Source organism: Roseibium sp. 10G30-5, assembly GCF_055809635.1.
Genome location: NZ_CM147918.1, coordinates 1,146,788 through 1,171,277, shown reverse-complemented (window position 1 = coordinate 1,171,277; position 24,490 = coordinate 1,146,788). Strand labels below are relative to the sequence as shown.

Below are 24,490 nucleotides of genomic sequence, written 5' to 3'. Positions count from 1 at the left end.
CGAAGGGGTGGTGCTTACTGGTCAGTCGTGATGTCGGCGTTGAACCACTTCATCGAGATCTTCTTCAGCGTGCCATTGGCCTTCAGCTTGGTCAAAGCGGCATTCACCGTCTTGCGCAGCTTTTCGTCCTTGGCGTCCTTGCGGAATGGCAGGGCGTTCTCAATCCTGAAGAATGGTTTGCCAGCCAGTTCAAGCGGCAGATGACTCTTCTTGATCACCTGCGCAGAGGACACGCGGTCCATGACAAAGGCATCAACACGGCCAAGTGCCACATCCTGCTCAAAGCCGCTGTCGTAGGTCTTGATGGTGATCTTCTTCGCGTTCGGCAGGCTGTTCAGCAGAGATTCGAAGTTGGAGCCGAGGTTGACGGCAACCGTCTTGCCGCTCAGATCGTTGGTGCTTTGAATGTTCTTTGGATTGCCCTTCTTGACCACAATCTGGGCGCCGTCGATGACGTAAGGCTGGGTAAAGTCGAACTTTGCCTTGCGCTCTGGTGTGATGGTGATCTGGTTGGCAACCGTGTCCAGACGGTTGGACTGAAGCGCACCGATCAGGCCGGAGAAGGACATGGTCACGAATTTGATCTTCATGCCGGTTTCCTTGCCAACCGCATTCATCAGATCAACTTCGAAGCCCTGCAATTTGCCGGAGCGGGTGAAGGTGAAGGGGAAGTAGCCGCCAGACATGCCAACACGCAGGGTTTCTGCGGCTTGTGCCTGGGCGCTGACACCGATAAGGGCGGCGGTGGCGAGCGCAAGAGAGATCTTCTTGAACATGGGTATCTGCTTTCCTGAACGATGCAGTCGGTAAATGGCAACAGGTCTCTTGCGATGCGGCGCCAGAGGCCTGTTTCAGTGTTCTGAGCGGCGAACCTATGGCCAAAACGGACGGCCTGCGAGGAGTATTATTCCAAAATCAGGTCCAATCCTGCCAGACTGTTCTTGATAATGGCGCAAGACTAGACTTTCATGCCATTTCTTCAAGCACAATCATCGGTTGCCTTCGCCCTTATCTGTGCGTTTGCCAGTCATTGTGCAAGCAGTTTCAAGAAAAAGACGCGATTTGACATCCGACCCTCTGAGCATCAGTGGGTCTTTTCCTACCCGGACCTTTTATGAAGCTGTGGCGAACTCAATCACCGCGCGGGAAACGCTGGCTCTCTTCCACCGTGTTCAGATCCATGTGGTTGCGCATATAGCGCTCAGATGCCTTTTGCAGTGGCTGATAATCCCATGGAAAGTAAGAGCCATTGCGCAGTGCTTCATAAACGATCCAGCGCCGCGCCTGACTCTGGCGCACTTCGGCATCGTAGGCTGCCATGTCCCAGGTCTGGTCAACCTCCCGTGCCATTTCCGCTGCGATTTCGCGGTGGTCCGGGTCTTCGGCGAGATTGGTCAACTCGTGCGGATCTGTGTCAAGATTGTACAGTAGCGGGGGGTCCATCTCGCAATGGATGTACTTATACGGGCCACGGCGCAGGCCGACGAGCGGCGCGTAGGAGCCTTCTGCGGCGTATTCCATTCTGACCGGAGTGATGCGCTCGGTGCCATTGGCCAGGGCAACAAGACTTTCGCCGTCGGTCCAGGGCATGATCTCGCTCATGTCGATGCCTGCCAGATCCGCCACTGTTGGCAACACATCCATGGTGCTGACGGGCGTTTCGATAAGACCGGCGGGCATCTTGGGCGAGGCGACCATCAGCGGAACGCGGCCGGATCCTTCGAAGAATGTCATCTTGAACCAGAGGCCGCGTTCGCCCAGCATGTCTCCATGATCGGAGACAAACAGGATGGTCGTGTCCTCTGCCAGGTCCATGGCGCCCAGCGCATGCAGGATTTCGCCGATCTTGTCGTCCAGATAGGAGATATTGGCGAAATAGGCCCGGCGGGAACGACGGATGTTGTCTTCAGTGATGTTGAATTTGCGCCAGTCGTTGGCGTCGAAAATGCGCTGTGCATGCGGGTCATGATCATCATAGGCCATGGACGGCACGCTCGGCAGCAAGTGCTCGCAGTCTTCGTAGAGGTCCCAGTATTTCTTGCGAGCCACATAGGGGTCATGCGGGTGGGTGAAACTGACGGTCATGCAGAAGGGACGGTCGTATTTGCCACGTCCATAGTCATGGATCTGCCGGATGGCCTGAAAGGCAACGTCGTCGTCATATTCCATCTGATTGGAAATCTCTGCGACGCCAGCTCCGGTGACTGAACCCATATTGTGATACCACCAGTCGATGCGCTCCCCCGGCTTGCGGTAATCCGGCGTCCAGCCAAAGTCAGCGGGATAGATGTCGGTGGTCAGGCGTTCTTCAAAGCCGTGCATCTGGTCCGGGCCGACGAAATGCATCTTGCCTGAGAGGCAGGTGGTGTAGCCCGCGCGGCGCAGATGATGCGCATAGGTCGGAATGTCGGAGGCAAACTCGGCTGCATTGTCATAAACACGGGTGCGGCGTGGAAGCTGGCCCGACATGAAGCTGGCGCGTCCCGGTGCGCACAAAGGCGATCCGGTGTAGGTGTTCTTGAAGCGTGTGGAGCGGGCGGCCAGTTTCTTCAAGTTAGGCGCATGCAGGAAATCCGCAGGGCCATCAGGGAACAGGGTGCCGTTGAGCTGGTCAACCATCAGGATGAGAATATTCTGGGGTTTGGTCATGGCGGTCTCCATGGCCGAGGCGAGCGGAAAAAGGGCGGGTCTGTGGCCTGCTTGTAGCCGCAGATAGCCGCATGACGCAAACACGACATCAAGCGGACCCGTTGAGTGCTGCCAGAGCGGCTTCAGCTTGGGGAAAAGTGAGGTATCCTGCGCAGTTCAGCGCCTCCGGACTCTCAGGATGAAGAGGCAGGGCGGTCCGAATGGCCCAGGTCACGCTCGGGCCAGACAAGGTCGCGCAAGCGTTGCTTCAGGGTCTTGGCATCGGGGAAGCCGCCATCGATCTTTCGATCCCAAACCAGTGAGCCATCACAGGTGATCGTAAAAATACCTCCGGTCGCCAGGCACCAGAGTGACAGCGCCGACCTCCTCCGAAAACGTCGATAGGACCTCTTGTGCCATCCATGCGGAACGCAACAACCAGCCGCACTGTCGGCAGTAGGTGATGACGATATGGGGGCTGGAAAATGCGCTCATGAACAGGTCTCCGTGATCTGGCGTGAATGTTTTTATCGTTCATGACACATTTGTAATGAGCTGTCTTGTGGCCATGAAACTGACCATATCGTGAAATTAATTCGTAAATAAGCCAAATATTTCAGTATTTTACTTGTTTGAAGCGATCGCTCTTCCAGAGTCTGAACGGTCGTGTGGGAACCATGTCGCGACAGTGAAGTTTGACAGGTGTAAGGTCAAATCTTGTTCACGCAAAATTGAAGCCTTAGATAATCACATGAGGCCACGCTTTGGCGCGCGCATCTCAATGACCCGCAGAGCTGGTATTTTGGCCTTTACTGTCTCTGCGGGCCATTCCCTCCGGCCTTATTCAGGCCTCAGTCAAAAACCTTTCGACGGCATCCGGATGTCCCGCCTCGCCGCCGTTTCTGGGAGGTCACCTGACATGTCGTTAGTACAAACCATGCGCGCTTTGACCAAGGAGCAGCGCAGGACCATCATCGCCAGCTTTCTCGGCTGGACGCTTGATGCTTTTGATTTTTTCATCCTCGTCTTCGTCATCAAGCACATTGCAGCCGATTTCAAGACCAGTATTCCTGCCGTATCTATCGCCATTTTCCTGACACTTGCCATGCGACCGATTGGCGCGCTCATCTTCGGATTGGCGTCTGAGAAGTTCGGCCGCAAGACCACGTTGATGGTCGATGTGTTGCTCTATTCCTTGTTCGAGTTCCTGTCGGGCTTCTCGACCGGGCTGACGATGTTCATCATTCTGCGCATGTGCTACGGCGTCGCCATGGGGGGAGAATGGGGCGTTGGCGCCTCACTGACGATGGAATCCATTCCTAAAGAGGCCCGCGGTCTCGTCTCCGGGCTTTTGCAGGCAGGCTACCCCTTTGGTTATCTGATGGCCTCGCTGGTGTTTTTCTTTCTGTTCCCGATGATCGGCTGGCGCGGCATGTTCTTTGTCGGCGCATTGCCTGCGCTGCTGGTGTTCTACATTCGCCGGAATGTTCAGGAATCTCCTGCCTTCGTGGAGGCGCAACAGAAGCCGAAACGGCCCTTTATGACTGTCTTGCGGCAGAACCTGCCCCTGTTTTTGTGGGTGGTGTTGCTGATGACGGGATTCAACTTCTTCAGTCACGGCAGTCAGGATATTTATCCGACTTTCCTTGAAACGCAGCGCGGTTATGACAGTCACACGGTCGGTGCAATCGCCATCGTCTACAATATCGGTGCGATCATCGGCGGGTTGGTATTTGGCGCTCTGTCGCAGAAGATCGGGCGGCGCAAGGCCATCGTGCTTGCGGTCGTGCTTTCAATCCCGGCCAGTTTACTTTGGTCTTATGCGCCGGGCCCGGTGTTCCTGGCGATTGGTGCCTTCATCATGCAGTTCCTGATCGGGGAGCCTGGGGGTTGTACCTGTTCATCTGAACGAGCTGGCGCCTGATGAGGTGCGGAGTACTTTCCCCGGCTTTGCCTATCAGCTTGGCAATTTGCTGGCTGCAGGCAATGCGACCCTTCAAACCGAGTGGGCGGCGCATCTCAATGGCGATTATGCTTTCGTACAAACGGTTGTCATTATCGTCGTTGCCATCGCGCTGGCGTTGTTGGCAGGTTTTGGTCGAGAGAAACGAGATGTGACGTTTGGTGCTGTCGATGGGCGAACGTCCGTGAAAACATGAGCGCGTTCTGTTGCTGATGATGCCCGGATCGTCTGGTTGATGATCCGGGTCTTCGAAAAACAGGGTGTTGCCGGGAGCAGATCTGTCTCTTCCCGTCAGCGCCCTTTTTTATGCTATGTGCTGCGACATCAAAAGCCTTCAAGGGAGGCGGCATGTCCGTCGATGAGAAGAGTGCACTGGAAGGGCAGGGATTGGCGGCGCTGGAGCAAATCCGGCTGGTAGATGCCTCTGTGCACGCTGCCTTGGGAACTGTCCTCAGCCTGACGCCGTCGCCGGGGCTCACCAATCAGGTGTTTCGGGTGGCGACCACGACGGGCAATTTCTTTCTGCGCTTGCCGCGCATGGCAACCAACGCAACAATCAATCGGCAGGCCGAATTGGTGAACCTGACGCTTGCCAGCAAGGCTGGACTGGCGCAATCGCCGCTGTTTTGTGATCCGCTTACAGGCCAGATGATTTCTAAGGAAATTCCCTCGGCAGACCCTCGCCCGACTGCAGAGGACAAGGCGGCGGCACTTGGAACCCTGGTTGGTCAGTTGCATCAGATCAAGGAACCTTTTCAAGCGCGGCTTGATCCCTGGACCGTGGCGCAGGAGATGATGCAGAGCGCGGAAACGTTCGCGCTATCAGCCCGGCGTCTGATCACTCTTGCGCCGGTGACGGATCATCTCCTGGCGATTGCGGATCGCAAATCTGCACCTTTTGGGACCTTCGTTCCCAGCCACGCCGATCTGTCGCCGGGAAATGTGATCTGGGGAGACGCTGGTCCGCAATTGATTGACTTTGAGTATTCGGCGATGGCTCCGGCCGCCTGGGATCTGGCCTATGCCAGTGTCGAGATGGATTTTTCCGAAGAGCAGGTGTGGCGCTTTCTATCAGCCTATCGCAGCGCGGTCGGCGTCTTGCCGGAGCACGAGCAGATCGCCGACACAAAGATTGTTTGCCTGGTGGTCTCGGCGCTCTGGGCTGTCGTGCAGGCCGCACAATTGCCGGACGAAGAGGCCGGAAAGACCGATGACCTGACACGCTTCGCCGACATTCGTATCAGCGCCGCGCTGGATATTTGCCGCAAGGGTGTGTCCGGCATGCGATAATTTGTTTGGTCGCCTGGCGAGCATACAGGCAACCCGCGTGCTTCGCTGAGCTGACCTCGACAGGTTTATTGTGTTGGGGCAGGCGTTTGGCCTGTATCGTCATCACTTTGGAGTGTCAGATCTTGCGGTGTCCCATGTGAGGCATTGTCGGCAGGGTCAGTCGTTGCTCTCATCTCGGTACCGCTCTTGGGTGTGGTTCGCGCTGCTGGGGAGTTTCCTGCGTCTTCTCCCTGCTTCAGGTTCTTTTTTTCGCGCCGGATATTGAAGTCGCGTGTCGCATCGCCAAGACACTGGGCATAGGTTTCGTTGAGCGCTGTGCGCAAGGAAATGTCGTTGGGGTGAGCAACCAGATTGCCCCATTCATCCTGTTGTTGCATTCGGGTGACCGTGCAACTGCACGCTTCGTGACACAAAGGCTGATTGTTCATGTTCAGATCACAGCTCAACGTGCAATCGTGTACGAAAGGCTCGATCGTGCGGTCTGGTGCCAGACCCATGGCGGAAACAGACCAGACGAGACCATAAAGCAGGGGCTGGTGGACCAAATAGATGGTGAGCGAGCGACGTCCGCAAAATCCCAGAAAACGAAACCCCGAAGCGTCGAGCGGAATGCGGCGCAACCTGTCCAGGCGGCTTTCGTTCGCAAGCAGTTTGGTCAATCCGAGGCCAATGATCATAACCCCGGCCCAAGGCGCGAGCGGTACATAATCAACCGCGCCGTATTCCGGTCGACCAAGGCCCGTCCACAGCAGCAATTGACCATTGAACATGCTGTTGGTGGCCCAGATCGGCAAGGTGAACAGGAAGACACCTGCGAGCAGACCGATAACACCGGGCAGCCGCACAAAAACAATGGCAATCAGACTGGCGGCCGCCATGCAGTGCAGGATGCCGAAGCGCACATAGTTGTCGGTGAAGGCAAACCACAGGTGGCGACGGACACGGCAATGGAGGCGACGATCAGAATGGCTTCGCGTTTCCAGAAGCTGGCCCAACGGATTTGTCGACCATGAGCTAAGGCACAGACTTATCCCCGCAACGAAGAGGAAGGTCCCGGCGATACTTTCGGCATACATCTTCCATTCGGGAGCAGACGAAACGCGCCAGCTGACATGCCCGAACCACGAGAGATCCCATGAAAGGTGATAGGAGACCATCGCAAGAATGGCCAAGCCGCGCACCACGTCAATCAGTGGAATACGGCGGGATTTCGCCGGAGTAGATGCGGGCAAATGCAGGGTGGAAGTCATCAAGCGGTGTCAGATCTCGCAGGAGCATCAGGAATCGGCACGGTGTTACACGGCACCCTATGCCTAAACCACTCCATTGCGTCAACTTTGGGACGCCGTATCATTCTGGCGAAAGTTGCATGTCATCAATACACCGCAAGGCGCACCCGAGACCGGGAGCACCTTGCGGGCGTGATCGTGCCGTGAGGGTGGCGCGTCCGCGAAGGACACACCCTTAGGGGCACCCGCACATGTGAACGGCCGATCACTTATCCCTTTTGGCCGCAGCCGGAATTTACATGTCGAGGGCGTCGAGGGCCGCTTCCAGATAATCCGCCAAAAGGGGCATGCCGAGAAGATAATCAGCAGTGGACTGATCCTGCTCGGAGCGCTCTCGCGCATCTATGACGGCCTGGTCAAACTCTGCGACTTCATAGTCACCACGCCCAAGCCAAGGTGAGGGCGACCATTTCGGCAGCCTCGTCGACATTGAGGTCGGTAATCAACTCGCGCAATTCGTCTTCCGACAAATCTTCAGTCTCTTCGTCCGCAAGACCATCGTGTGCATGATTGTCATTCAACTCGTCATCGTCGAAGTCGACTGTGTCATGTTCATCGTCTTGCGTCTCGAAATCTTCTTCTTGAGCCATCGAAACATTCCGGGCCTTCTCGGCCGCAAACCGCACGGTTTCAGTAGAGATAGTCAATTCCGCAGGCATGTGGCCCTCCCTCATCAAAAGGATTACGAAGACGCGGCCAAGCGGAAAGTCTGGAGAGGTGTCTCAAGCAGCTATCCGGTCACACTGGCCAATGTGAAAGCAACCTGTCGGGAGCAGATTCGTTGCGAAGAGCATTTGATATTTTTGTCGGCTGGCCGCTTATCCGTTTGCCCGAACTCGGGTCTTTCCGGTCAAACCTGCGATGTGGAAAGTCATGTGATCTGGCCGCACTGTTTCCGGTAACCAGTCAGAGTTGGCGCTTGCCACATGGTCCTGCGTCAGGAGGCGTGCCTCTTGTCCTGCAGTGGCACTTGGAGCGATCGCCGCGACTGCGATCAAGACGATCGCAAGCGCTACGCCAACGCTCACGGTGCCAATCAATTGGCTCAAGGAGCGCAGCAGGCTGGTTTCCCGTTTGAGCTTGGGGAAATTGTCTGACGACACCATCACCACCGGTCCTCTGTCTGGAGGAAAACTCGCCGCCTGAGAGAAAGGGCGTTGTTTGCGGCCGTGAGATCGCGCGCCAAATGGCGGGCGAGCGAACGTGTAACCGAGGCCATGATGAAGAAGGCCATGAGCAGTGTGGGAAAGAGCAGGCTTTGTCCGTTGATCAGGGCAAAGCCATAGGCGGTGCCGGTTAAACCGACGCTGACTGTCCAGCGAAATGTACTCAGAGAACACAACCGATTCCGCCGCGATGCTTCATATAGTCTCTGTAACAACGTCATAACCTGCCTCCAATGACGTGTCCGTCTCTGATGAGGCAAAGAGTGCAGGTTGATTGGGCCTTGCGCTGGACGACAAAACGGCTCGGGGCGTTTTATTTCATGGCTTCATTGTGACCGACGCCGAAGGCGCTCAGACTTGATTAACCATGTGCTTTTGGACCATGATCGCCAGCTCGCAAAAATGACGCACAACGTCTCGATCTTTATAACTTTTTTGGAAACTGTAGTTACCGTGATCCAAATGGACGCTTTCAAGTCCAGTTGTTCAAGTGGACCCCATGATGACCGCACAGGCCGCCAAAAAGCATACGAAAAATTCAGACGACAGTCCTGCTCGAGGCCAGATTGAAAATCCTTCAGACGATGATCTGGATATTGCGGATGTGGCAGAGGAACCTGCGCTTACGCTGGCTGGCCTTCAGTTCTTTGTGGCCGATATCCGCAACAAGACCATCCTTTGGCAGGAAGTGGGTAGCCAGACTTTCAACAGTGAAGTCAAAGGTTTGAGGTCCGCCTCGTCAACAGAAGCACTGCGCCTTTTACGCACTGAAGATCGCAAGAATGTTCTTCGTCTGATCCAGGAGCAATTACCAATGGTCGGTCCGGACCATATGATATTGGCGGCAGTCCGGATCATCGCATTCCTGGCGTCCCGTTTGTTGCCTATCGTTATGAAATGGACGACGGACGCATGCTGGCCATGTGTTTCCCCTCCATTGGTGAGAACCACGGTGGCGGCCAGATCGCACTCGGCCTTGCTCCTATCTTGAAGCATTTCGTCGCAAATTCGAACCGGGTTGTCTTTCTCGTCGACAATTTCGGCTATGTGCGCTTTGCCAGCGAAGGCTTCTTGCAGAACTTTGAAATTCGCGACGCCAGTCTTATTCTGGGGCGCAATATCGCGCACGTCATGCAACGGGTTGGCCGATCTCTGACGTCTCTGGTGTTGGAATCTCTGGCCCGTCGTGCCAGTGCATCGGGCCGTGCCAAATTCACGCTCGCGTCGGGCGAGCGTATCGAGATGAATTACAGCATCATGTATTTCCTGATCTCGGGCAGCTTTGGCGGCGCTCTGTTTTCTGGCGGGTTGATCAGCGGTGATTTCGATTTCGGGCGTGTTTTCGAAATTTGCGGATCGCCGATGGTTGTGGTCAACACCAAGGACCGCATGATCGTTGCGGCCAACAAGGCCGCGATGAAGACTTATCACCTTACCCGTCAGGCGATGACGGATCATCCGGTGACAGAAACACTGCTTCACCCGCGCAGTTATGCGGAACTGTTGAAAGCGGCCAAGGAGGGGGTAGATGCGCCCGTGTCGGTGGCCGTTAATAGCCTCAACGGCCAGACCAAGAAGAAGCGGTTGAAGGTGACCTTGCTGGATGATGGTGAGGCGCAGAATATGCTTCTGGAAGCGCGGTCCTGATCTGTTATCTTATGGAGATTGGCTGCTGCGGGCGAAGATCCTGACCAATTTGCCATTCAAGCCTCAGATAAGCGTGAAATGCGTCTTTTTACGCGCTATGCGCAGGTGCCCACTTGCGCCGGTTTTCTGCGCGGACTACGGTCTCGCCGCTTGGAAATTCCCTATCATCCCATGGAGGATCTAATGGGCTTTATTGCCGACTCGCTGGCGCGCGTTAAACCGTCTGCCACCATCGCTGTGACCAACAAGGCCCGCGAATTGAAAGCTTCAGGCCGTGACATCATCGGTCTGGGGGCCGGTGAGCCGGACTTCGATACGCCAGAAACCATCAAGGCTGCGGCCATTGCTGCGATCAATGACGGCAAGACGAAGTACACTGCGGTCGACGGTATTCCAGAACTGAAGGCTGCGATCTGCGCCAAGTTCAAGAGAGAAAACGGTCTGTCTTACGAGCCGAATCAGATCTCGGTCGGTACCGGCGGCAAGCAGGTTCTCTACAATGCGCTGGTTGCGACACTGAACCCGGGTGATGAAGTTCTGATCCCGACACCTTATTGGGTCAGCTACCCGGATATGGTGCTTCTGGCTGGCGGTGAGCCGGTTGTGGTTGAAGCCGATCAGACAACCTTTAAGATCACGGCCGATGCGCTGGAAGCATCGATCACGTCGCGGACCAAATGGTTTATTTTCAATTCGCCGTCCAACCCGTCTGGTGCGGCCTATTCGCGTGATGAGTTGAAAGCCTTGACGGATGTTCTGTTGAAGCACCCTCATGTCTGGATCTTGACCGACGATATGTATGAGCATCTCGTCTACGACGATTTCGAGTTCACCACGCCTGCGCAGGTCGAACCGCAGTTGTTGGAGCGCACGCTGACCGTCAATGGCGTTTCCAAGGCCTATGCCATGACCGGCTGGCGCATTGGTTATGCCGGTGGCCCGGCCGAAATCATCAAGGCCATGGCAAAGGTGCAGTCTCAGTCCACCTCGAACCCGAACTCAATCGCTCAATGGGCCGCCGTGGAAGCACTGAACGGGCCGCAGGAGTTCATCAAGACGAACAATGAAGTCTTCAAGGGGCGTCGTGATCTGGTCGTCTCCATGCTGAGCCAGGCCAATGGTTTGCATTGTCCTGTTCCGGAAGGGGCGTTCTACGTCTTCCCGTCCTGTGCCGGGACGATTGGCAAGTCCGCTCCATCGGGCAAGGTTATTGAGACCGATGAGGACTTCGTTACTGAGCTTCTGGAAACAGAGGGCGTTGCAGTGGTGCATGGGTCAGCGTTCGGATTGGGTCCGAACTTCCGTATTTCCTATGCGACTTCAACCGAGGCGCTTGAAGAAGCCTGCACGCGCATTCAGCGGTTCTGCGGAAATCTGAAATAGTTCAAACGGCACGAATGATCTGAAAAGGGCGGAATCTTCCGCCCTTTTTTTGTGCCTGAGGCAAAGCCGGAGACGTGCGTTCGTGAATTTTTTGGAACCAAAGAGGCCGCCTCCTTGTTGTCTCACCAATCCCTGACCGAGACGAAGCAGGGAAGAAAACGAGCCGGTCGTGGTCACTTTTGACGGCTGAACTCAGACACAACGACCGAAAAGAATTTTAGGAGCAGAATGATGAAACGCTTTGCCACTTACGCCGCTTCCGCCCTCGCACTGACTGTCCTCGCAACGCCGGCTTTCGCCGCCAGTTCCGGACCGGGTGTCAAGGTTGGCAAGCTCGTTTGCAAGGTTGCTGAAAACGCCAACTACATCGTTGTCGCTCAGTCGAAGCTGTCCTGCACCTACATGCCAAAAGGTGGTGGTCATCGTGAGTTCTACACAGGCACAGTGAACAAGATCGGTGTTGATCTTGGCCCGGTCAAGGAAGGCACGCTTGTTTGGGGCGTCGTCGCTCCGGCAACTGACGTGAACCGCGGTGCCCTTGCAGGTCACTATCTCGGCGTACAGGCTGGCGCGTCGCTCGGCTCTGGCGTGAAGGCCAATGCTCTCGTCGGTGGCCTGCACAAGTCCTTCGCCTTGAATCCGCTTAGTGGTCAGGCTCAGGATGGCACGAACGTTACCGCTGCAATTGCTCAGCTGACCCTGAAAAGCGCCAGCTGAAATCCCAAGGGTTACTTTAGCCCTTAAATGATACCGTCTTGAACTGGGCCGGCGTTTCGCCGGCCCTTTTTTATATCTGACATGGACCTCTGTTTTTGGCGAAGGTCCATGTTTTCAAATCAGCTTTTCTTTGCCATCGGCTTTTTGGTCGCAGCAATGCAGTTCTTTTGACCTGCCGTCTTGCAAACTGTTTTCTTGTGAGTGACCTTTTTGGTCATCTTGTGAGCTGCCTTCTTATGAGTGGCAGCGACTTTCTTGTGCGTGGTCTTTTTTACGACCTGCTTGTGAGCCGGCTTCTGCATGGTGGATGCAGTTGTGCTGGTGCTGGCCGTCGCGGCATCGGCGAATGTCGGTGCTGCAACGGAGAGAGCGATGAGCGGAACGAGCGGCAGTGCCAGAGCTTTCAGAATGGATTTGCCGGAGTGTTTCAAAGCGAAACGATTCATGATGTCCTCATAAGAAAAAAGGGCGCTCACAGGGAGCGGGACTTGTCGTCATCTGGCCTCAGACGCTCGATCAAGACATCGTGAAGATTGCGTGAGATTGAGATTTTGTGATGGAAGATTTGCGTCGCTTTTGCGATTTCGCCACGGTTTTATCATGAATATTCGTTAATGTTGAGTAATGAGTTCTCTTGCCGCTTGGAGTGTTTTCGGCAGAAACCCTAATGTTTCAAGCATTAAGGTTGAACTCCGGGTCAGAATGTGTCTCGATTTTGCTGGCTGTGCCGCCTTGATGCTGTGAGAATCAGCGCTACTCTTATGTGCGGGGGACGCTGGCGGCTTAAGGAGCACGCAATGCATATCAGGAACAAACGGTCGTGGGAAATTCGAGAGAATGAGGTCACGCCGGAGGAGATCTTTCTAAATCGTCGGCGGATTATGCAAGCGCTTGGCATTGGCAGCATGACTGCTGCCACGGGCCTTGGCGGCGCGTTCTTGTCTGGCGAAGCAATCTCCACAGCGCAGGCCGCAGAAGAAGACCCAAGTGTGGGTCTTTATCCAGCCAAGCGGAACCCGGCCTTCACTCTGGATCGCAAGATCACGCCTGAAAAAATCACATCGCATTACAACAATTTCTACGAGTTCGGTTTTGACAAGGAAATCGCCGATGCGGCGCAGGCCTTGCCTATCCGTCCCTGGACCGTTGAGATCGACGGGCTCGTGGCCAAGCCGCGCAAGATCGCCATTGATGATCTTCTGAAGGAAATGCCCTTGGAAGAGCGCCTCTATCGCCATCGCTGTGTTGAGGCTTGGTCGATGGCTGTGCCATGGACCGGCTTCCCGCTGGCAGAACTGATCAAGAAGGCAGAGCCCACCTCAGGCGCTAAGTTCGTCCGTTTCGAGACCTTTGAAGATCCCAAGATCGCACCGGGCCAGCGCCAGAGCTGGTATCCTTGGCCTTACGTCGAAGGACTGACCATGGATGAGGCGATGAACGAATTGGCCTTTATGGTGACAGGCGTTTACGGCAAGCCGCTATTGAAGCAATTCGGCGCGCCGCTGCGTATTGCTTTGCCATGGAAGTATGGCTTCAAGTCGATCAAGTCGATCGTCAAGATCAGCTTCGTCAAAGAGCGCCCGGTCGGTATGTGGCAGAATTTGCAGCCGTCTGAATATGGCTTCTGGGCGAACGTCAACCCGAAGGTGCCGCATCCACGCTGGAGCCAGGCCACAGAGCGTGTTCTGGGGACAGGGGAGCGCCAGCCGACGCAGCTTTTCAATGGCTATGAAGAGCAGGTTGCTTCGCTCTACAAGAACATCAAGGGTGAGCAGTTGTACCGGTAAAGGCGTTGCTTGGACCGTCTTGAACGAGAGCGGCCATAGCCGTGTTTCGCATCCATCCAGACAAAAAAAGAGCCGGGTCCGAGGACCCGGCAGTTATTTGATTCACTGCAAAAAAAAGCAGTGGAATCACCTTCCAGAGGGGAACAGCTGATAGAAAAGACAGCGCTGGGAGGAAGGTGCGCTGCCTGAACATCAACAGTAATGCCTATATGCGTTGCACAAGCTGCCAATACAAGAGGCATCTATGCATTTCAGCTATGCAAAAACGGAATGGCTTGTGTTTTTTCGATTAAAGTATTGAAATTAATAAGTAATTTATATTTTCAGCCAGATGTTTAACGCTGTTTTTGCAATGCAGTATTCAAACTCATTGTTTCTTTTCTCAATGTGTAAATTTTGTATGCCTATTAGGTGTTTAAAATATAGGCGGGTCTGAAACGCTGGCAAGTGCAACGGCGGTCGGCGACTGAGTAAGGTGCCTTATTTTTTGGCCGTCTAGACCAAGCAGTCCTAGATAGTTTTCTCGTCATGTCTTGCCCTTGAGCTGCTGTGTGGAAGGTTCTCCTGCCATGGACAGCGCTTCCAAATCGTCCTAGGAGGATTTTGAAACGTTAGCAACGGGGTTGAGGCATGCAGATTCGACAGGCGACCATCAAGGATGCTCCAGGCATCTGGGAAATTTATATTGATGCGGTTCGTCATTCGACGGCAATCTGGAATGAGATCGAGGTGGATGTCGCCGATCGGGAAGCCTGGATGACGCAGCGCATGAAGGATGGTTTTCCCATCCTTGTGGGTGTTGACGCACAAGACAAGGTGCTGGGGTATGCCACCTATGGCCCATATCGGCCGCACGATGGCTACCGGCACACGATTGAGCACTCGGTCTATGTCCACGAAGCACAGCGCGGACATGGCTACGGGCGCAAGCTTATGGAAGCGTTGTTGGAAGCTGGGCGGCGGCAGGGCAAGCACGTTATGGTCGCGGCGATCGAAGCCTCAAACACCGGCTCTATCGTGCTGCATGAAAAACTCGGGTTCGTACAAACCGGTCATTTGCCACAGGTCGGTGCGAAATTCGGCAAGTGGCTGGATCTGGTGTTCATGCAGTTGCGCCTGGATGACAGAGAGACGCCTCAATAACACGCGGACGCCAAGTCGGTCTGTCCGCCCCGTTACCGAGCCGTGTCTTGTTGAGCGCAGAACCCGTTCTGACAGGAAGACAACGCGAGTTGGATGTGTTTGAACCGAGACGTCAGAACGTCCAATTCTCTGCGCTGCTGACCAGAAAGTCGCGAAACGCGGTGATCCTGGCGGTGTTGCGCAATTCTGCCGGGTAGGTGAAAAAAGTATCGAAGGTTGGCAATTCGTCCTGCACCGATTGCAGGATCGGCACGAGGTTATTGCCTTTTTCAATGATGTAGGTCGGCAGAATGGCAATCCCGGCCCCAGCCTGAACAGCTCGCTTCATGGCGACAAGATTGTTGATCTTGAGCGAAGAACGTCGACGTTCGACGTTCGGACGGTCGATGGTTGCCAGCCAGTTCATCTGGCGCAGATATTCAGGCGCATAGTCCCCGAAGGTGATAATGCGGTGCTTGTCCAACTCGTCCAGCTCTTCGGGCGTGCCATAGCGCTTGAGGTAGTCGGGCGAGGCATAAACATGGAAATGCACGCGGAAAAGTTTGCGCTGAATCATGTCGGGCTGGGTCGGTTGCCGCAGACGGATGGCAACGTCAGCCTCGCGCATGTTGAGATCCAGTTCATCGTCATTGACGCGCAGTTCCAGATCCACGTCTGGATAAAGACCCATGAAATCAGTCATGCGTGAGGTCAGCCAAGTTGAGCCGAGGCCCACCGTGGTGGTGACACGCAAGACGCCTGACGGCTTTTCCTTGGTGTCTGTAAGGCGGCCCTGCACCGCCTCCAGTTTCATCAGCACATCGCGGGTGGTGCGGTAGAGCAGTTCGCCCTGTTCGGTCAACAGCAGCCCGCGGGCGTGACGGTGGAAGAGGGCGACACCCAGCTCATGTTCCAGAGCGCTGACCTGACGGCTGACAGCCGACTGGCTCATGTTCAAGGCATCGGAGGCATGCGTAAAGCTGCCAGCGTGTGCCGCAGCGTGGAAGATACGCAGTTTGTCCCAATCCATATCATGCCTCTGGTTCTGTTTTGCCCGGTGCGGTGCAGGTTACTCCGCCGGTTCCGTCGTTTCGATTAATTCGATTTCAGAAATATAGCGTTCTGCTTCCAAAGCCGCCATGCAGCCCATGCCCGCCGCCGTGACAGCCTGACGATAGATGTCGTCGGTCACGTCGCCAGCCGCAAACACACCGGGTACTGATGTCTTGGTGGAATCCGGCGCAGTTTGCAAATACCCGTTTGCCTTCATTTCCAGTTGCCCCTGGAACAGCTCCACCGACGGCGCGTGGCCGATGGCGATGAACACCCCATCTGTTGCCAGATCTTGCGTTTCGCCGGTTTCCGTGTGTTTCAGGCGCACACCGGTAACTGACTTTGGAATACCGCCACCAAGGATTTCATCCACGGCATGGTCCCACACAACGTTGACCTTCGGATGGGCAAACAACCGGTCCTGAAGGATCTTTTCGGCGCGCAAAGTGTCACGACGATGAACCAGCGTCACTTTGCTGGCCAGATTGGCCAGATAAAGCGCTTCTTCGACAGCCGTGTTGCCGCCACCGACGACAACCACTTCCTTGCCGCGGTAGAAGAAGCCGTCACAGGTGGCACAGGCGGAAACGCCCGCACCCATGAAGTCCTGTTCGCTCGGAAGGCCAAGCCAGCGCGCCTGCGCGCCTGTGGCAATGATCAGCGCATCAGTTTCATAGACTGTGCCGCTGTCTGCTTCGAGCCGGAAAGGCCGTTTGGACAGATCAGCCTTGGTGATGGTGTCGTAGAGAATTTCCGTACCGACGTTTTCGGCCTGCTTCTGCATCTGCTCCATCAGCCAGGGCCCCTGGATGGGATCGGCGAAGCCCGGGTAGTTTTCCACCTCTGTGGTGATCGTTAACTGGCCACCGGGCTGGATGCCCGCGACGAGAACAGGTTGGACCATGGCACGCGCAGCGTAAACGGCGGCTGTGTAGCCTGCCGGACCAGAGCCGATGATGAGGAGCTTTGTCCGCTTGGTGGTCATGAGATCTTCACTCGTTTCGTTCGTTTCGAAAGACAGCCCGACAGGGCCGCTGTTTCAAGTGTCCGACAGCGCAGTATCTTCGCCAACTGCCAGTCTTGTTTTGATCGCCGCTGCAATCCACGGTGTTGAATCCAACGGTTCGTAGGTAGTTGTTTTCAAGTCTCCGGGGAAGGGGTGAATAATGTCGCAGGCCTGTAAAGTCCCCAGAAACCGCGAAATCTTGGCGTGCCCACCGGTTGGGTGAAACACATGGATAGGTCGACCTGTGGCTGCGGCCTCGCCAATCATGTTGGTCGAATCGGCGCTGACCACAAGGGCGTCTGCCTTCGCCAGATAGATTGGCAAAGGATTGGCACCGGATCCATCCCACAGCAAATGTCCGTTTTCACGAGCAAAAACCGAGAGGGCTTGCGTCAACTCCGCTGGCGTCCGCCGTGATGTTGTCATCAAGAAGTGGGCGCCGGCATTGTTCTGGAAGGCTCTCAGGCCTGACAGAAAGCGAGTAATATCCTGCGCCGAAAATGTGTGGTGTCGGCTGTTGCCCCCTACTAGTACAGCGACCTTGGGGCCGGGCAAGGTATCAATTTCTGCAAATGGCGCGTGTCGTAGATTCTCTAGCCGTTGTTGTGAAAATGCGTGCGGAGCGGTGGGGGAAACCATTACGTTTGCGCCGCGCAGCGCATCATGTTCAGGCACCCAGATGAGATCTGCTGCACGTGGCCCTGTGCGGGGATCCTTCAGGAATACGGTGAGGGTCCGGCCATGCGAGGCTTTCTTCAGCGCTCGCAGATACGGCACGGCCCGGCGGCCTGACGCAATGACCACATCTGGGAAAGGTGGCGCCAGCGGGCTGCCCGGTTTGTTGGGCGCATCTTTGGGATCAATAGGGCCGCGCGGCATCCACCATGCGAAGATCTTGCGCGGCTTGACGTGACGACGTTCGATCTGTGCCCCAAGGGCCTCGGCAACCCCCATGCATTGATTTTCGTCACCGGCCTTGCCGTCGGTCAGGACCCAGCAGAGAAGGGGGAGTTGGCCAAGGAAGTTGTGTCCTTCAAGCGGTTCACAGGCGATTTCTTTTCGATTCATGCGCAAACTTGTTATAGTCTTGCACAAACACGCAAAGAAACATATTTGCGCCTGAAATTTTCGATCAACAGGTGCGTACGATCTTGCGGTGTGGTGCGACTGACAAAGCAGTCGGGTGCGGCACGAATGGGGCTGTCATGGCCAAGGAGAGTTTTTTGAAAGTGCGTCTTGATGCCATTGACTGGCAAATCCTCTATGAACTGCAAAACGACGGGCGCATGACCAACGTCGAACTTGCGAAACGTGTGGGGATCTCCGCGCCGCCGTGCCTGCGTCGTGTACGGGCGCTGGAGGAGGCCGGTCTGATCCTCGGCTACCGTACGCTGCTAGACGAAAAACAACTTGGCTACGATGTCACGGCCTTTGCCATGGTTGGGCTGCACAGCCAGACGGAAGCCGACCTGATCGCCTTTGACGAGAAGGTACGGACCTGGCCGATCGTGCGTGAGTGTTACATGCTGTCGGGCGAAGTCGATTTTCTGCTGAAATGCGTGACACCCGATTTGCAGAGCTTCCAGAATTTCGTCATTCGTGAATTGACGGCCACCACCAACGTGGACAGTGTTCGCACCTCTCTGACGATCCGCAAAAATAAAGACGAGCCAATGGTGCCGATCGAAGAGGCAGCCTTGCGCTGACCTGGAAAAGCATTGTTGCGAGTGTTCTGATTGGAAAAAGGCCAGATCGAGGATCTGGCCTTTTTTATTTGCTCTGCGATGCAGCCATCGTTCAGATGAATTGAACGTTGACGATCTCATAGGAATGCGCACCGCCAGGTGCTGCAACTTCCACGCTTTCGCCGATGGTCTTGCCGATCAGCGCACGGGCGATAGGAGACGAGATGGAAATACGGTTCTGTTTGACGTCGGATTCCACGTCGCCAACGATCATGTATTTTTTTTCGGCTTCCGTGTCTTCGTCGATCAGCGTCACTGTGGCGCCAAACTTGATGGTGTCGCCGGACAGGCGGCTCACATCAATGATTTCGGCGCGGGAAAGCTTGTCTTCCAGCTCGGCAATTCGGCCCTCGTTATGGCTCTGGGCTTCCTTGGCTGCATGGTACTCAGCATTCTCCGACAGGTCGCCATGAGCCCGGGCTTCCGAAATTGCTTCAACAATACGGGGGCGCTCAATGCTCGTGCGCTGCTTCAGTTCTTCCTGCAGCTTCGCATGGCCAGCGCCAGTCATCGGAACTTTTTCCATGGGTCTTTGCCCTTCAGCTTTCTTTAAGTCTCCCGTGGGAGGCCGTGTGACACAAAAAAGGCCAGCCGGGAAAGCCTTGATGCTTTCCCGGCTGGTTTCCAAACATAATAGCCTTAGCTAAAGTAAGATTGCAAAGCCCTCACATCAAGTCTACCTGATTTATTTGCGACGATACCCTTTGCAGCCGCGACGGAACCCGCCAAGGTTGTGTAATAGGGCACCTTCTGTAGCAAGGCAGCACGGCGCATTTCACGGCTGTCGAGAATGGCTTGAGCGCCTTCAGTCGTGTTGAACAGCAGCTGGATTTCACCGTTCTTGATGGCGTCGACAATGTGCGGACGGCCTTCCAGAACCTTGTTGATCTTTTCTGACTTGACGCCTTGCTCGCGCAGATAAATGTGCGTGCCGCCGGTCGCCAGAATGCGAAAACCGTTGTCTTCCAGAAGCTTGACAGCTTCAACAACACCAGCCTTGTCATCGTCACGCATCGACACGAAGACGGTACCAGACGTTGGCACATTGGTGCCAGAGGCGATCTGCGACTTGGCAAAGGCTCGTGGGAAAGCATCGCTCAAGCCCATGACTTCGCCGGTGGAACGCATTTCCGGCCCCAGAATGGTATCAACGCCGGGGAAGCGGGCAAATGGGAAGACAGCTTCTTTCACAGCTACGTGATTGAGCTTCTTTTCCGTTAGTCCAAAGGACGCAAGAGCTTCGCCAGCCATGATGCGGCTAGCGATCTTGGCAACCGGATCGCCAATGGTCTTGGCAACAAAGGGGACGGTACGCGAGGCGCGCGGGTTGACTTCCAGCACGTAGATTTCACCGCCCTTGATGGCGAACTGAACGTTCATCAGGCCGCCGACCTCAAGAGCCAGAGCCATGGCTTTGGTCTGCCGTTTCAACTCTGCAAGGACATCGTCACTGAGCGAGTAGGGCGGCAGCGAGCAGGCGCTGTCGCCGGAGTGAATGCCCGCTTCCTCGATGTGCTGCATGATGCCGCAGACAAAAACGTCCTTGCCGTCGCACAGCGCATCGACATCAACTTCAATGGCGTTGTCCAGATAGCGGTCGAACAGCAACGGGTTGGTGCCCAGCAGCGTGTTGATCTGCCCGGTTTTGTCGTTCGGGTATTTGGCGCGAATGTCGCCGGGGACCAGCTCCGGTAACGTGCCAAGCAGATAGTTGTTGAGGGCCTCTTCGTCCCGGATGATCTGCATGGCCCGGCCACCCAGCACATAAGAGGGACGGACGACCAGCGGCAGGCCCAGGCGACCTGCAATCAGGCGCCCCTGTTCAACGGAATAGGCAATGCCGTTTTCCGGCTGCTTCAAACCAAGTTTGGTCAAGAGCTTTTGGAAACGATCGCGGTCTTCAGCCAGATCGATCATGTCGGGCGAAGTGCCCAGGATTGGAACACCAGCCTTGACGAGGGCCTGAGCCAGCTTCAGCGGCGTCTGTCCGCCAAACTGTACGATCACGCCATGCAATGTGCCGTTTTGCTGTTCCTTGCGGACGATTTCCAGCACGTCTTCTGCCGTCAACGGTTCGAAATACAGACGATCCGAGGTGTCGTAATCCGTTGAGACCGTTTCCGGATTGCAGTTGATCATGATGGTTTCGTAGCCGGCTTCCTCCAAAGCGAAGGCCGCATGACAGCAGCAGTAATCAAACTCAATGCCCTGGCCGATCCGGTTGGGTCCACCACCAGGATAATGACCTTGTTGCGATCTGTCGGGTTGGATTCGCAGGCGGGAGCGCCCATGAATGGCGTCTCGTAAGTCGAGTACATGTAAGCGGTTGGGGAGGCGAATTCCGCCGCACACGTGTCAATGCGCTTATAAACCGGATGCACATCCAGATCCTGGCGCAACTTGGTGACGACTTCTTCGTTTTGCCCTGTGAGCGAAGCCAGATGGGAGTCTGAAAAGCCCATCGACTTCAGCTTCGACAGCATCTTCTGCGTTTTCGGCAGGCCGTGCTCACGCACCTTGTCTTCCATGGCAACGATGGCAGCAATCTGTTCCAGGAACCAGGGGTTGATGGCGCTGGCAGAGTGGATCTCTTCCAGGCTCATCCCCTTGCGCATGGCCTCGGCCACACACAGCAGGCGCTGCGGGGTTGGCGTGGAGATCGCGGCGCGAATGGCGTTGGTGTCATTGCCCTGACCGAGGCCTGGGATTTCAACCGGGTCGAGGCCGCTCAGGCCGGTCTCAAGGCCGCGAAGAGCCTTTTGCAGGCTTTCATTGAATGTACGCCCAACGGCCATCACTTCGCCGACCGACTTCATGGCCGTGGTCAGCGTTGGTTCGGAGCCGGGGAATTTTTCAAAGGCGAAGCGAGGGATCTTGGTGACGACATAGTCGATCGATGGTTCAAAAGACGCAGGTGTCGCGCCGCCCGTTATGTCGTTTTCCAGTTCATCGAGAGTGTAGCCGACGGCGAGCTTGGCGGCGACCTTGGCAATCGGGAAGCCGGTGGCCTTTGAGGCCAGTGCCGAGGAGCGCGATACGCGCGGATTCATCTCGATAACGACGAGACGGCCCGTGTCAGGGTCAACGGCAAACTGCACGTTGGAACCACCAGTTTCCACACCGATCTCGCGCAGGACAGCCAGCGAGGCGTCGCGCATGATCTGGTATTCCTTGTCAGTCAACGTCAGCGCGGGAGCCACGGTGATGGAATCGCCCGTGTGGACGCCCATCGGGTCGACGTTTTCGATGGAGCAGATGATGATGCAATTGTCCGCTGTGTCGCGGACAACTTCCATCTCGTATTCCTTCCAGCCGAGCAGGCTTTCATCGATAAGCACCTGCCCAACCGGGGACGCATCGATGCCGGAGCGCACGATGGTTTCGAATTCTTCGCGGTTGTAGGCCACGCCTCCGCCGGTTCCGCCCATGGTGAAAGCAGGGCGGATAATGGCGGGCAGGCCGATGTCGTCCAGTGCCTTCATTGCAGAGGCATAGCCGGTTGCGCGGTCATAGCCGGTGATGTGGCCGGTGGCGTCGCGGATGGCCGGAGACGAGGCGATTGTGGCGCGTGGGTTTTCCAGCCCGATGGCATCCATGGCCGCGCGGAATTTCTCACGATCTTCCGCCTTCTCGATGACCTCGGCGCGTGCACCAATCATCTCGACACCAAATTGCTCGAGAACACCCATTTCTTCGAGTTCGAGAGCGCAGTTCAGTGCGGTCTGTCCACCCATGGTTGGCAGCAGAGCGTCGGGACGCTCCTTCTCGATGATCTTGGCGACTGTCTCGGCCGTGATCGGTTCAATGTAGGTCGCATCCGCAAGATCCGGGTCGGTCATGATGGTGGCCGGATTGGAATTCACCAGAATGATGCGGTAGCCTTCCTCTCGGAGTGCCTTGCAGGCCTGTGTCCCTGAGTAATCAAACTCACATGCCTGACCGATGATGATCGGGCCGGCGCCAATGATGAGGATGGACGAGAGATCAGTACGTTTTGGCATTCGGGCTCGCAGCGGCCATCCGATGTGACCACAGGGGGCTTCGGGCTGGCTCGTTCCTGATTTGAATAACAATGTCGGCTGAGCGCGTCTTATAGCAAAAGCGCTGGAAGAAGGAACCCCGTAGCGCGTTTATTTTCAAGGTTGCCCTGTCGTTCCGCGTTGAAGGGCGAAAAACTGGCGGATTTTTGTCGCAAAATGGAAAAATATAGGCGCGGTGTCGCTGTCAGGTCATGCCTTCTGGCATTTGATAAGGGGTGTGACGTGAACGCTGCACGTGAGAAACAAATTCTGTTGAAGAGGCTGATTCTAAAAACTGTCGCAAGGGTCTTCGCTCATACTGTCGTTATCTTGCATCGGGGACTGCGAGCGTGAGTGCAGGACTGCCTGAGGGTCTCTGCTTCGTTCGGTCCGGCCCTGAGATCTGAGCCGAACTTGCAGCGGACCCCAAACAGGGCCGAGAATGGGGCCGGAAACGCGAAAGGGGTGTTTGGATCATGGACCAGTGTTCTCGCTACACTCTTTTCTGGCGGAGGGCATTATGAGCGGCGGCGTGCCGATCGATACGCGCCTTGGCGCGCCGGTTTTTGATGCTTTTCGCGCCGAGAACCTGAAGATCTATGGCAGAGTTCTGCTGTCGCTTGATAGCTATCTCAAGTCCATCGGTCAGGATTTGCAACAGCTTGCGTCCGGCTTTGGTATTTCCTTCGGCGCGCAGGAAAATTGGCTAGGAACGTTTCTATCGTTGCAGGACTACTCGCTTTTTTTGGAAAGGCTGGCGATTTTCTTTGATGATCCGTTGTTTGCCGCGCGGTGGAGCCTGGCGACGCAGGGCCGTGGCTTGCCGCAGATGATGCAAGCCTGTCAGTTTGCCGCCACGCCGTTTGATGCGTTGCAACTTATCAATCGGCTCATGACATCGGCTTTAAATCTGCACGAGAGCAACCTCGAGCTTGGTGAAACCGAATTTCGGTATTCCTGGGAGTTTTCCCCCTATGTGGTCGAGCCCTTTCAACTGACCGACAGGTTTGCCGGTGAGTATGTGCAGCGGATGCACTACGCCTTTCCGGGTTTGGGCATTGAACCGTTACAGGTCAGCCTGCGGCGTCCCGCCCCAGCGCGCCGCTCGCTGCATCGACGACTTCTGGGCGATGATGTTGAGTTTCATGCCGCCCGTAACAGCATCGTCTATTCTCTAGAGGCCTTGATGAAACCAAATCCGAAGGCGGATCAGGGCTTGCATGACGCGCTGGTGGAGTTGTGCGAGCGACGGTTGGGGGATCGCGTCGAGACGGTGGAATTTGTTGATCTTGTTCGCAATGCCATCTTGCGCCGGCTGTCCTTGCCGGATCTAACGCTTGAAGGAACGGCCAAGGAGCTGGGCTTGAGCGGGCGTGTGCTGCAAAGACGGCTCGCCGAGCATCTGACCAGTTTTCAGCAATTGCATGACCGAGCGAGACAGACACTGGCGCTGGAGCTTCTGCAAAACACCAATATTTCCATCTCTGAAATTGCTTATCGACTGGGCTTTTCGGCGGTAGGTAATTTCACCCGCGCCGCCAAGCGCTGGTTCGGTGTGTCGCCGCGTCAGCTGCGTCAGCAGGATCGTAGTGATTTGTAAAATACAGGTTTCGTTATTTCGAAAACTGTTTCCTTTCGATGTGACCTGGACGTCAGCCGCTAATCACCTCCATTC

At 55.7% G+C, this 24,490-nt stretch carries 20 protein-coding genes and 3 pseudogenes; 10 read left to right on the top strand and 13 right to left on the bottom strand.

Annotation, left to right across the window (positions count from 1 at the left end):
• Window positions 1-14 precede the first annotated feature (14 nt).
• The 3 genes and pseudogenes from AC0L7U_RS05965 to AC0L7U_RS05955 form a co-directional block, all read right to left on the bottom strand.
• Entirely contained in the window at window positions 15-776 is a 762-nt protein-coding gene (locus AC0L7U_RS05965) for an amino acid ABC transporter substrate-binding protein (RefSeq protein WP_473694567.1), read from the bottom strand.
• Window positions 777-1,131: 355 nt separating this feature from the next.
• Window positions 1,132-2,649 carry a choline-sulfatase gene (gene betC / locus AC0L7U_RS05960; RefSeq protein ID WP_473694566.1) on the bottom strand — a complete coding sequence of 506 codons (1,518 nt, stop codon included), beginning with the start codon at window positions 2,647-2,649 and terminating at the stop codon, window positions 1,132-1,134.
• Between the two features lie 173 nt (window positions 2,650-2,822).
• Window positions 2,823-3,123 (bottom strand): annotated as a pseudogene (locus AC0L7U_RS05955) (Rdx family protein).
• 424 nt (window positions 3,124-3,547) lie between these two features.
• Between AC0L7U_RS05955 and AC0L7U_RS05950 the strand changes: the two are divergent.
• Together AC0L7U_RS05950 and AC0L7U_RS05945 are read left to right on the top strand one after the other, a co-directional pair.
• Window positions 3,548-4,787, top strand: a pseudogene (locus tag AC0L7U_RS05950) (MFS transporter).
• A 152-nt stretch (window positions 4,788-4,939) separates the two neighbouring features.
• The gene (locus AC0L7U_RS05945) at window positions 4,940-5,881 is read left to right on the top strand and encodes a phosphotransferase (protein ID WP_473694564.1); all 942 of its coding nucleotides are present in this window, start codon (window positions 4,940-4,942) and stop codon (window positions 5,879-5,881) included.
• A gap of 65 nt (window positions 5,882-5,946) precedes the next feature.
• Here the strand turns inward: AC0L7U_RS05945 and AC0L7U_RS05940 are convergent, their stop codons facing one another.
• The 4 genes from AC0L7U_RS05940 to AC0L7U_RS05925 all read right to left on the bottom strand — a co-directional run bounded on the left by AC0L7U_RS05940 (window position 5,947) and on the right by AC0L7U_RS05925 (window position 8,276).
• Complete coding sequence (locus tag AC0L7U_RS05940) at window positions 5,947-7,131, bottom strand: acetyltransferase domain-containing protein (RefSeq protein WP_473694562.1); 1,185 nt, start codon at window positions 7,129-7,131, stop codon at window positions 5,947-5,949.
• 274 nt (window positions 7,132-7,405) lie between these two features.
• Window positions 7,406-7,600 carry a DUF3775 domain-containing protein gene (locus AC0L7U_RS05935; RefSeq protein ID WP_473694560.1) on the bottom strand — a complete coding sequence of 65 codons (195 nt, stop codon included), beginning with the start codon at window positions 7,598-7,600 and terminating at the stop codon, window positions 7,406-7,408.
• On the bottom strand, window positions 7,548-7,829 hold the full coding sequence (locus AC0L7U_RS05930) for a hypothetical protein (protein WP_473694558.1): 282 nt from the start codon (window positions 7,827-7,829) through the stop codon (window positions 7,548-7,550). The genes AC0L7U_RS05935 and AC0L7U_RS05930 overlap by 53 nt, the downstream gene beginning before the upstream one ends.
• Before the next feature lie 159 nt (window positions 7,830-7,988).
• Window positions 7,989-8,276 (bottom strand): hypothetical protein, encoded by a 288-nt coding sequence (locus AC0L7U_RS05925; RefSeq protein WP_473694557.1) that lies wholly within the window; start codon window positions 8,274-8,276, stop codon window positions 7,989-7,991.
• 559 nt (window positions 8,277-8,835) lie between these two features.
• Between AC0L7U_RS05925 and AC0L7U_RS05920 the strand changes: the two genes are divergently transcribed.
• From AC0L7U_RS05920 to AC0L7U_RS05905, 4 genes are all read left to right on the top strand, one after another.
• Window positions 8,836-9,327 (top strand): hypothetical protein, encoded by a 492-nt coding sequence (locus tag AC0L7U_RS05920; protein ID WP_473694555.1) that lies wholly within the window; start codon window positions 8,836-8,838, stop codon window positions 9,325-9,327.
• Window positions 9,249-9,983, top strand: coding sequence for a PAS domain-containing protein (locus AC0L7U_RS05915; protein WP_473694553.1), 735 nt, complete (start codon window positions 9,249-9,251; stop codon window positions 9,981-9,983). The genes AC0L7U_RS05920 and AC0L7U_RS05915 overlap by 79 nt, the downstream gene beginning before the upstream one ends.
• A gap of 183 nt (window positions 9,984-10,166) precedes the next feature.
• Window positions 10,167-11,366: a pyridoxal phosphate-dependent aminotransferase gene (locus AC0L7U_RS05910; protein WP_473695681.1), complete on the top strand. Its 1,200-nt coding sequence runs from the start codon at window positions 10,167-10,169 to the stop codon at window positions 11,364-11,366.
• Window positions 11,367-11,597: 231 nt separating this feature from the next.
• On the top strand, window positions 11,598-12,083 hold the full coding sequence (locus tag AC0L7U_RS05905; RefSeq protein WP_473694551.1) for a DUF992 domain-containing protein: 486 nt from the start codon (window positions 11,598-11,600) through the stop codon (window positions 12,081-12,083).
• 119 nt (window positions 12,084-12,202) lie between these two features.
• On the opposite strand, the gene AC0L7U_RS05900 is transcribed toward AC0L7U_RS05905, so the two are convergent.
• On the bottom strand, window positions 12,203-12,529 hold the full coding sequence (locus AC0L7U_RS05900; RefSeq protein WP_473694549.1) for a hypothetical protein: 327 nt from the start codon (window positions 12,527-12,529) through the stop codon (window positions 12,203-12,205).
• 351 nt (window positions 12,530-12,880) lie between these two features.
• Between AC0L7U_RS05900 and msrP the strand changes: the two genes are divergently transcribed.
• Together msrP and AC0L7U_RS05890 are read left to right on the top strand one after the other, a co-directional pair.
• The gene (gene msrP, locus AC0L7U_RS05895) at window positions 12,881-13,870 is read left to right on the top strand and encodes a protein-methionine-sulfoxide reductase catalytic subunit MsrP (RefSeq protein WP_473694547.1); all 990 of its coding nucleotides are present in this window, start codon (window positions 12,881-12,883) and stop codon (window positions 13,868-13,870) included.
• A gap of 630 nt (window positions 13,871-14,500) precedes the next feature.
• Window positions 14,501-15,013, top strand: a complete 513-nt coding sequence (locus AC0L7U_RS05890) for a GNAT family N-acetyltransferase (RefSeq protein WP_473694545.1) — start codon at window positions 14,501-14,503, stop codon at window positions 15,011-15,013.
• A gap of 112 nt (window positions 15,014-15,125) precedes the next feature.
• Here the strand turns inward: AC0L7U_RS05890 and AC0L7U_RS05885 are convergent, their stop codons facing one another.
• Genes AC0L7U_RS05885 through AC0L7U_RS05875 form a run of 3 tightly spaced genes read right to left on the bottom strand, consistent with a single transcriptional unit; the run spans window position 15,126 to window position 18,119 of the window.
• Window positions 15,126-16,022 carry a LysR family transcriptional regulator gene (locus tag AC0L7U_RS05885; protein ID WP_473694543.1) on the bottom strand — a complete coding sequence of 299 codons (897 nt, stop codon included), beginning with the start codon at window positions 16,020-16,022 and terminating at the stop codon, window positions 15,126-15,128.
• 39 nt (window positions 16,023-16,061) lie between these two features.
• Window positions 16,062-17,030, bottom strand: a complete 969-nt coding sequence (gene trxB / locus AC0L7U_RS05880; RefSeq protein WP_473694541.1) for a thioredoxin-disulfide reductase — start codon at window positions 17,028-17,030, stop codon at window positions 16,062-16,064.
• Window positions 17,031-17,084: 54 nt separating this feature from the next.
• Window positions 17,085-18,119, bottom strand: a complete 1,035-nt coding sequence (locus tag AC0L7U_RS05875) for a mitochondrial fission ELM1 family protein (RefSeq protein WP_473694539.1) — start codon at window positions 18,117-18,119, stop codon at window positions 17,085-17,087.
• Window positions 18,120-18,274: 155 nt separating this feature from the next.
• On the opposite strand from AC0L7U_RS05875, the gene AC0L7U_RS05870 reads away from it, so the two are divergent.
• Window positions 18,275-18,757, top strand: a complete 483-nt coding sequence (locus AC0L7U_RS05870; protein ID WP_473695679.1) for an Lrp/AsnC family transcriptional regulator — start codon at window positions 18,275-18,277, stop codon at window positions 18,755-18,757.
• A gap of 91 nt (window positions 18,758-18,848) precedes the next feature.
• On the opposite strand, the gene greA is transcribed toward AC0L7U_RS05870, so the two are convergent.
• Both greA and carB read right to left on the bottom strand, forming a co-directional pair.
• Complete coding sequence (gene greA / locus AC0L7U_RS05865; RefSeq protein ID WP_473694537.1) at window positions 18,849-19,322, bottom strand: transcription elongation factor GreA; 474 nt, start codon at window positions 19,320-19,322, stop codon at window positions 18,849-18,851.
• Between the two features lie 113 nt (window positions 19,323-19,435).
• A pseudogene (carB, locus tag AC0L7U_RS05860) lies at window positions 19,436-22,797 on the bottom strand (carbamoyl-phosphate synthase large subunit).
• Window positions 22,798-23,335: 538 nt separating this feature from the next.
• Between carB and AC0L7U_RS05855 the strand changes: the two are divergent.
• Window positions 23,336-24,415 (top strand): helix-turn-helix transcriptional regulator, encoded by a 1,080-nt coding sequence (locus AC0L7U_RS05855; protein WP_473694535.1) that lies wholly within the window; start codon window positions 23,336-23,338, stop codon window positions 24,413-24,415.
• The last annotated feature ends 75 nt before the right edge of the window (window positions 24,416-24,490 follow it).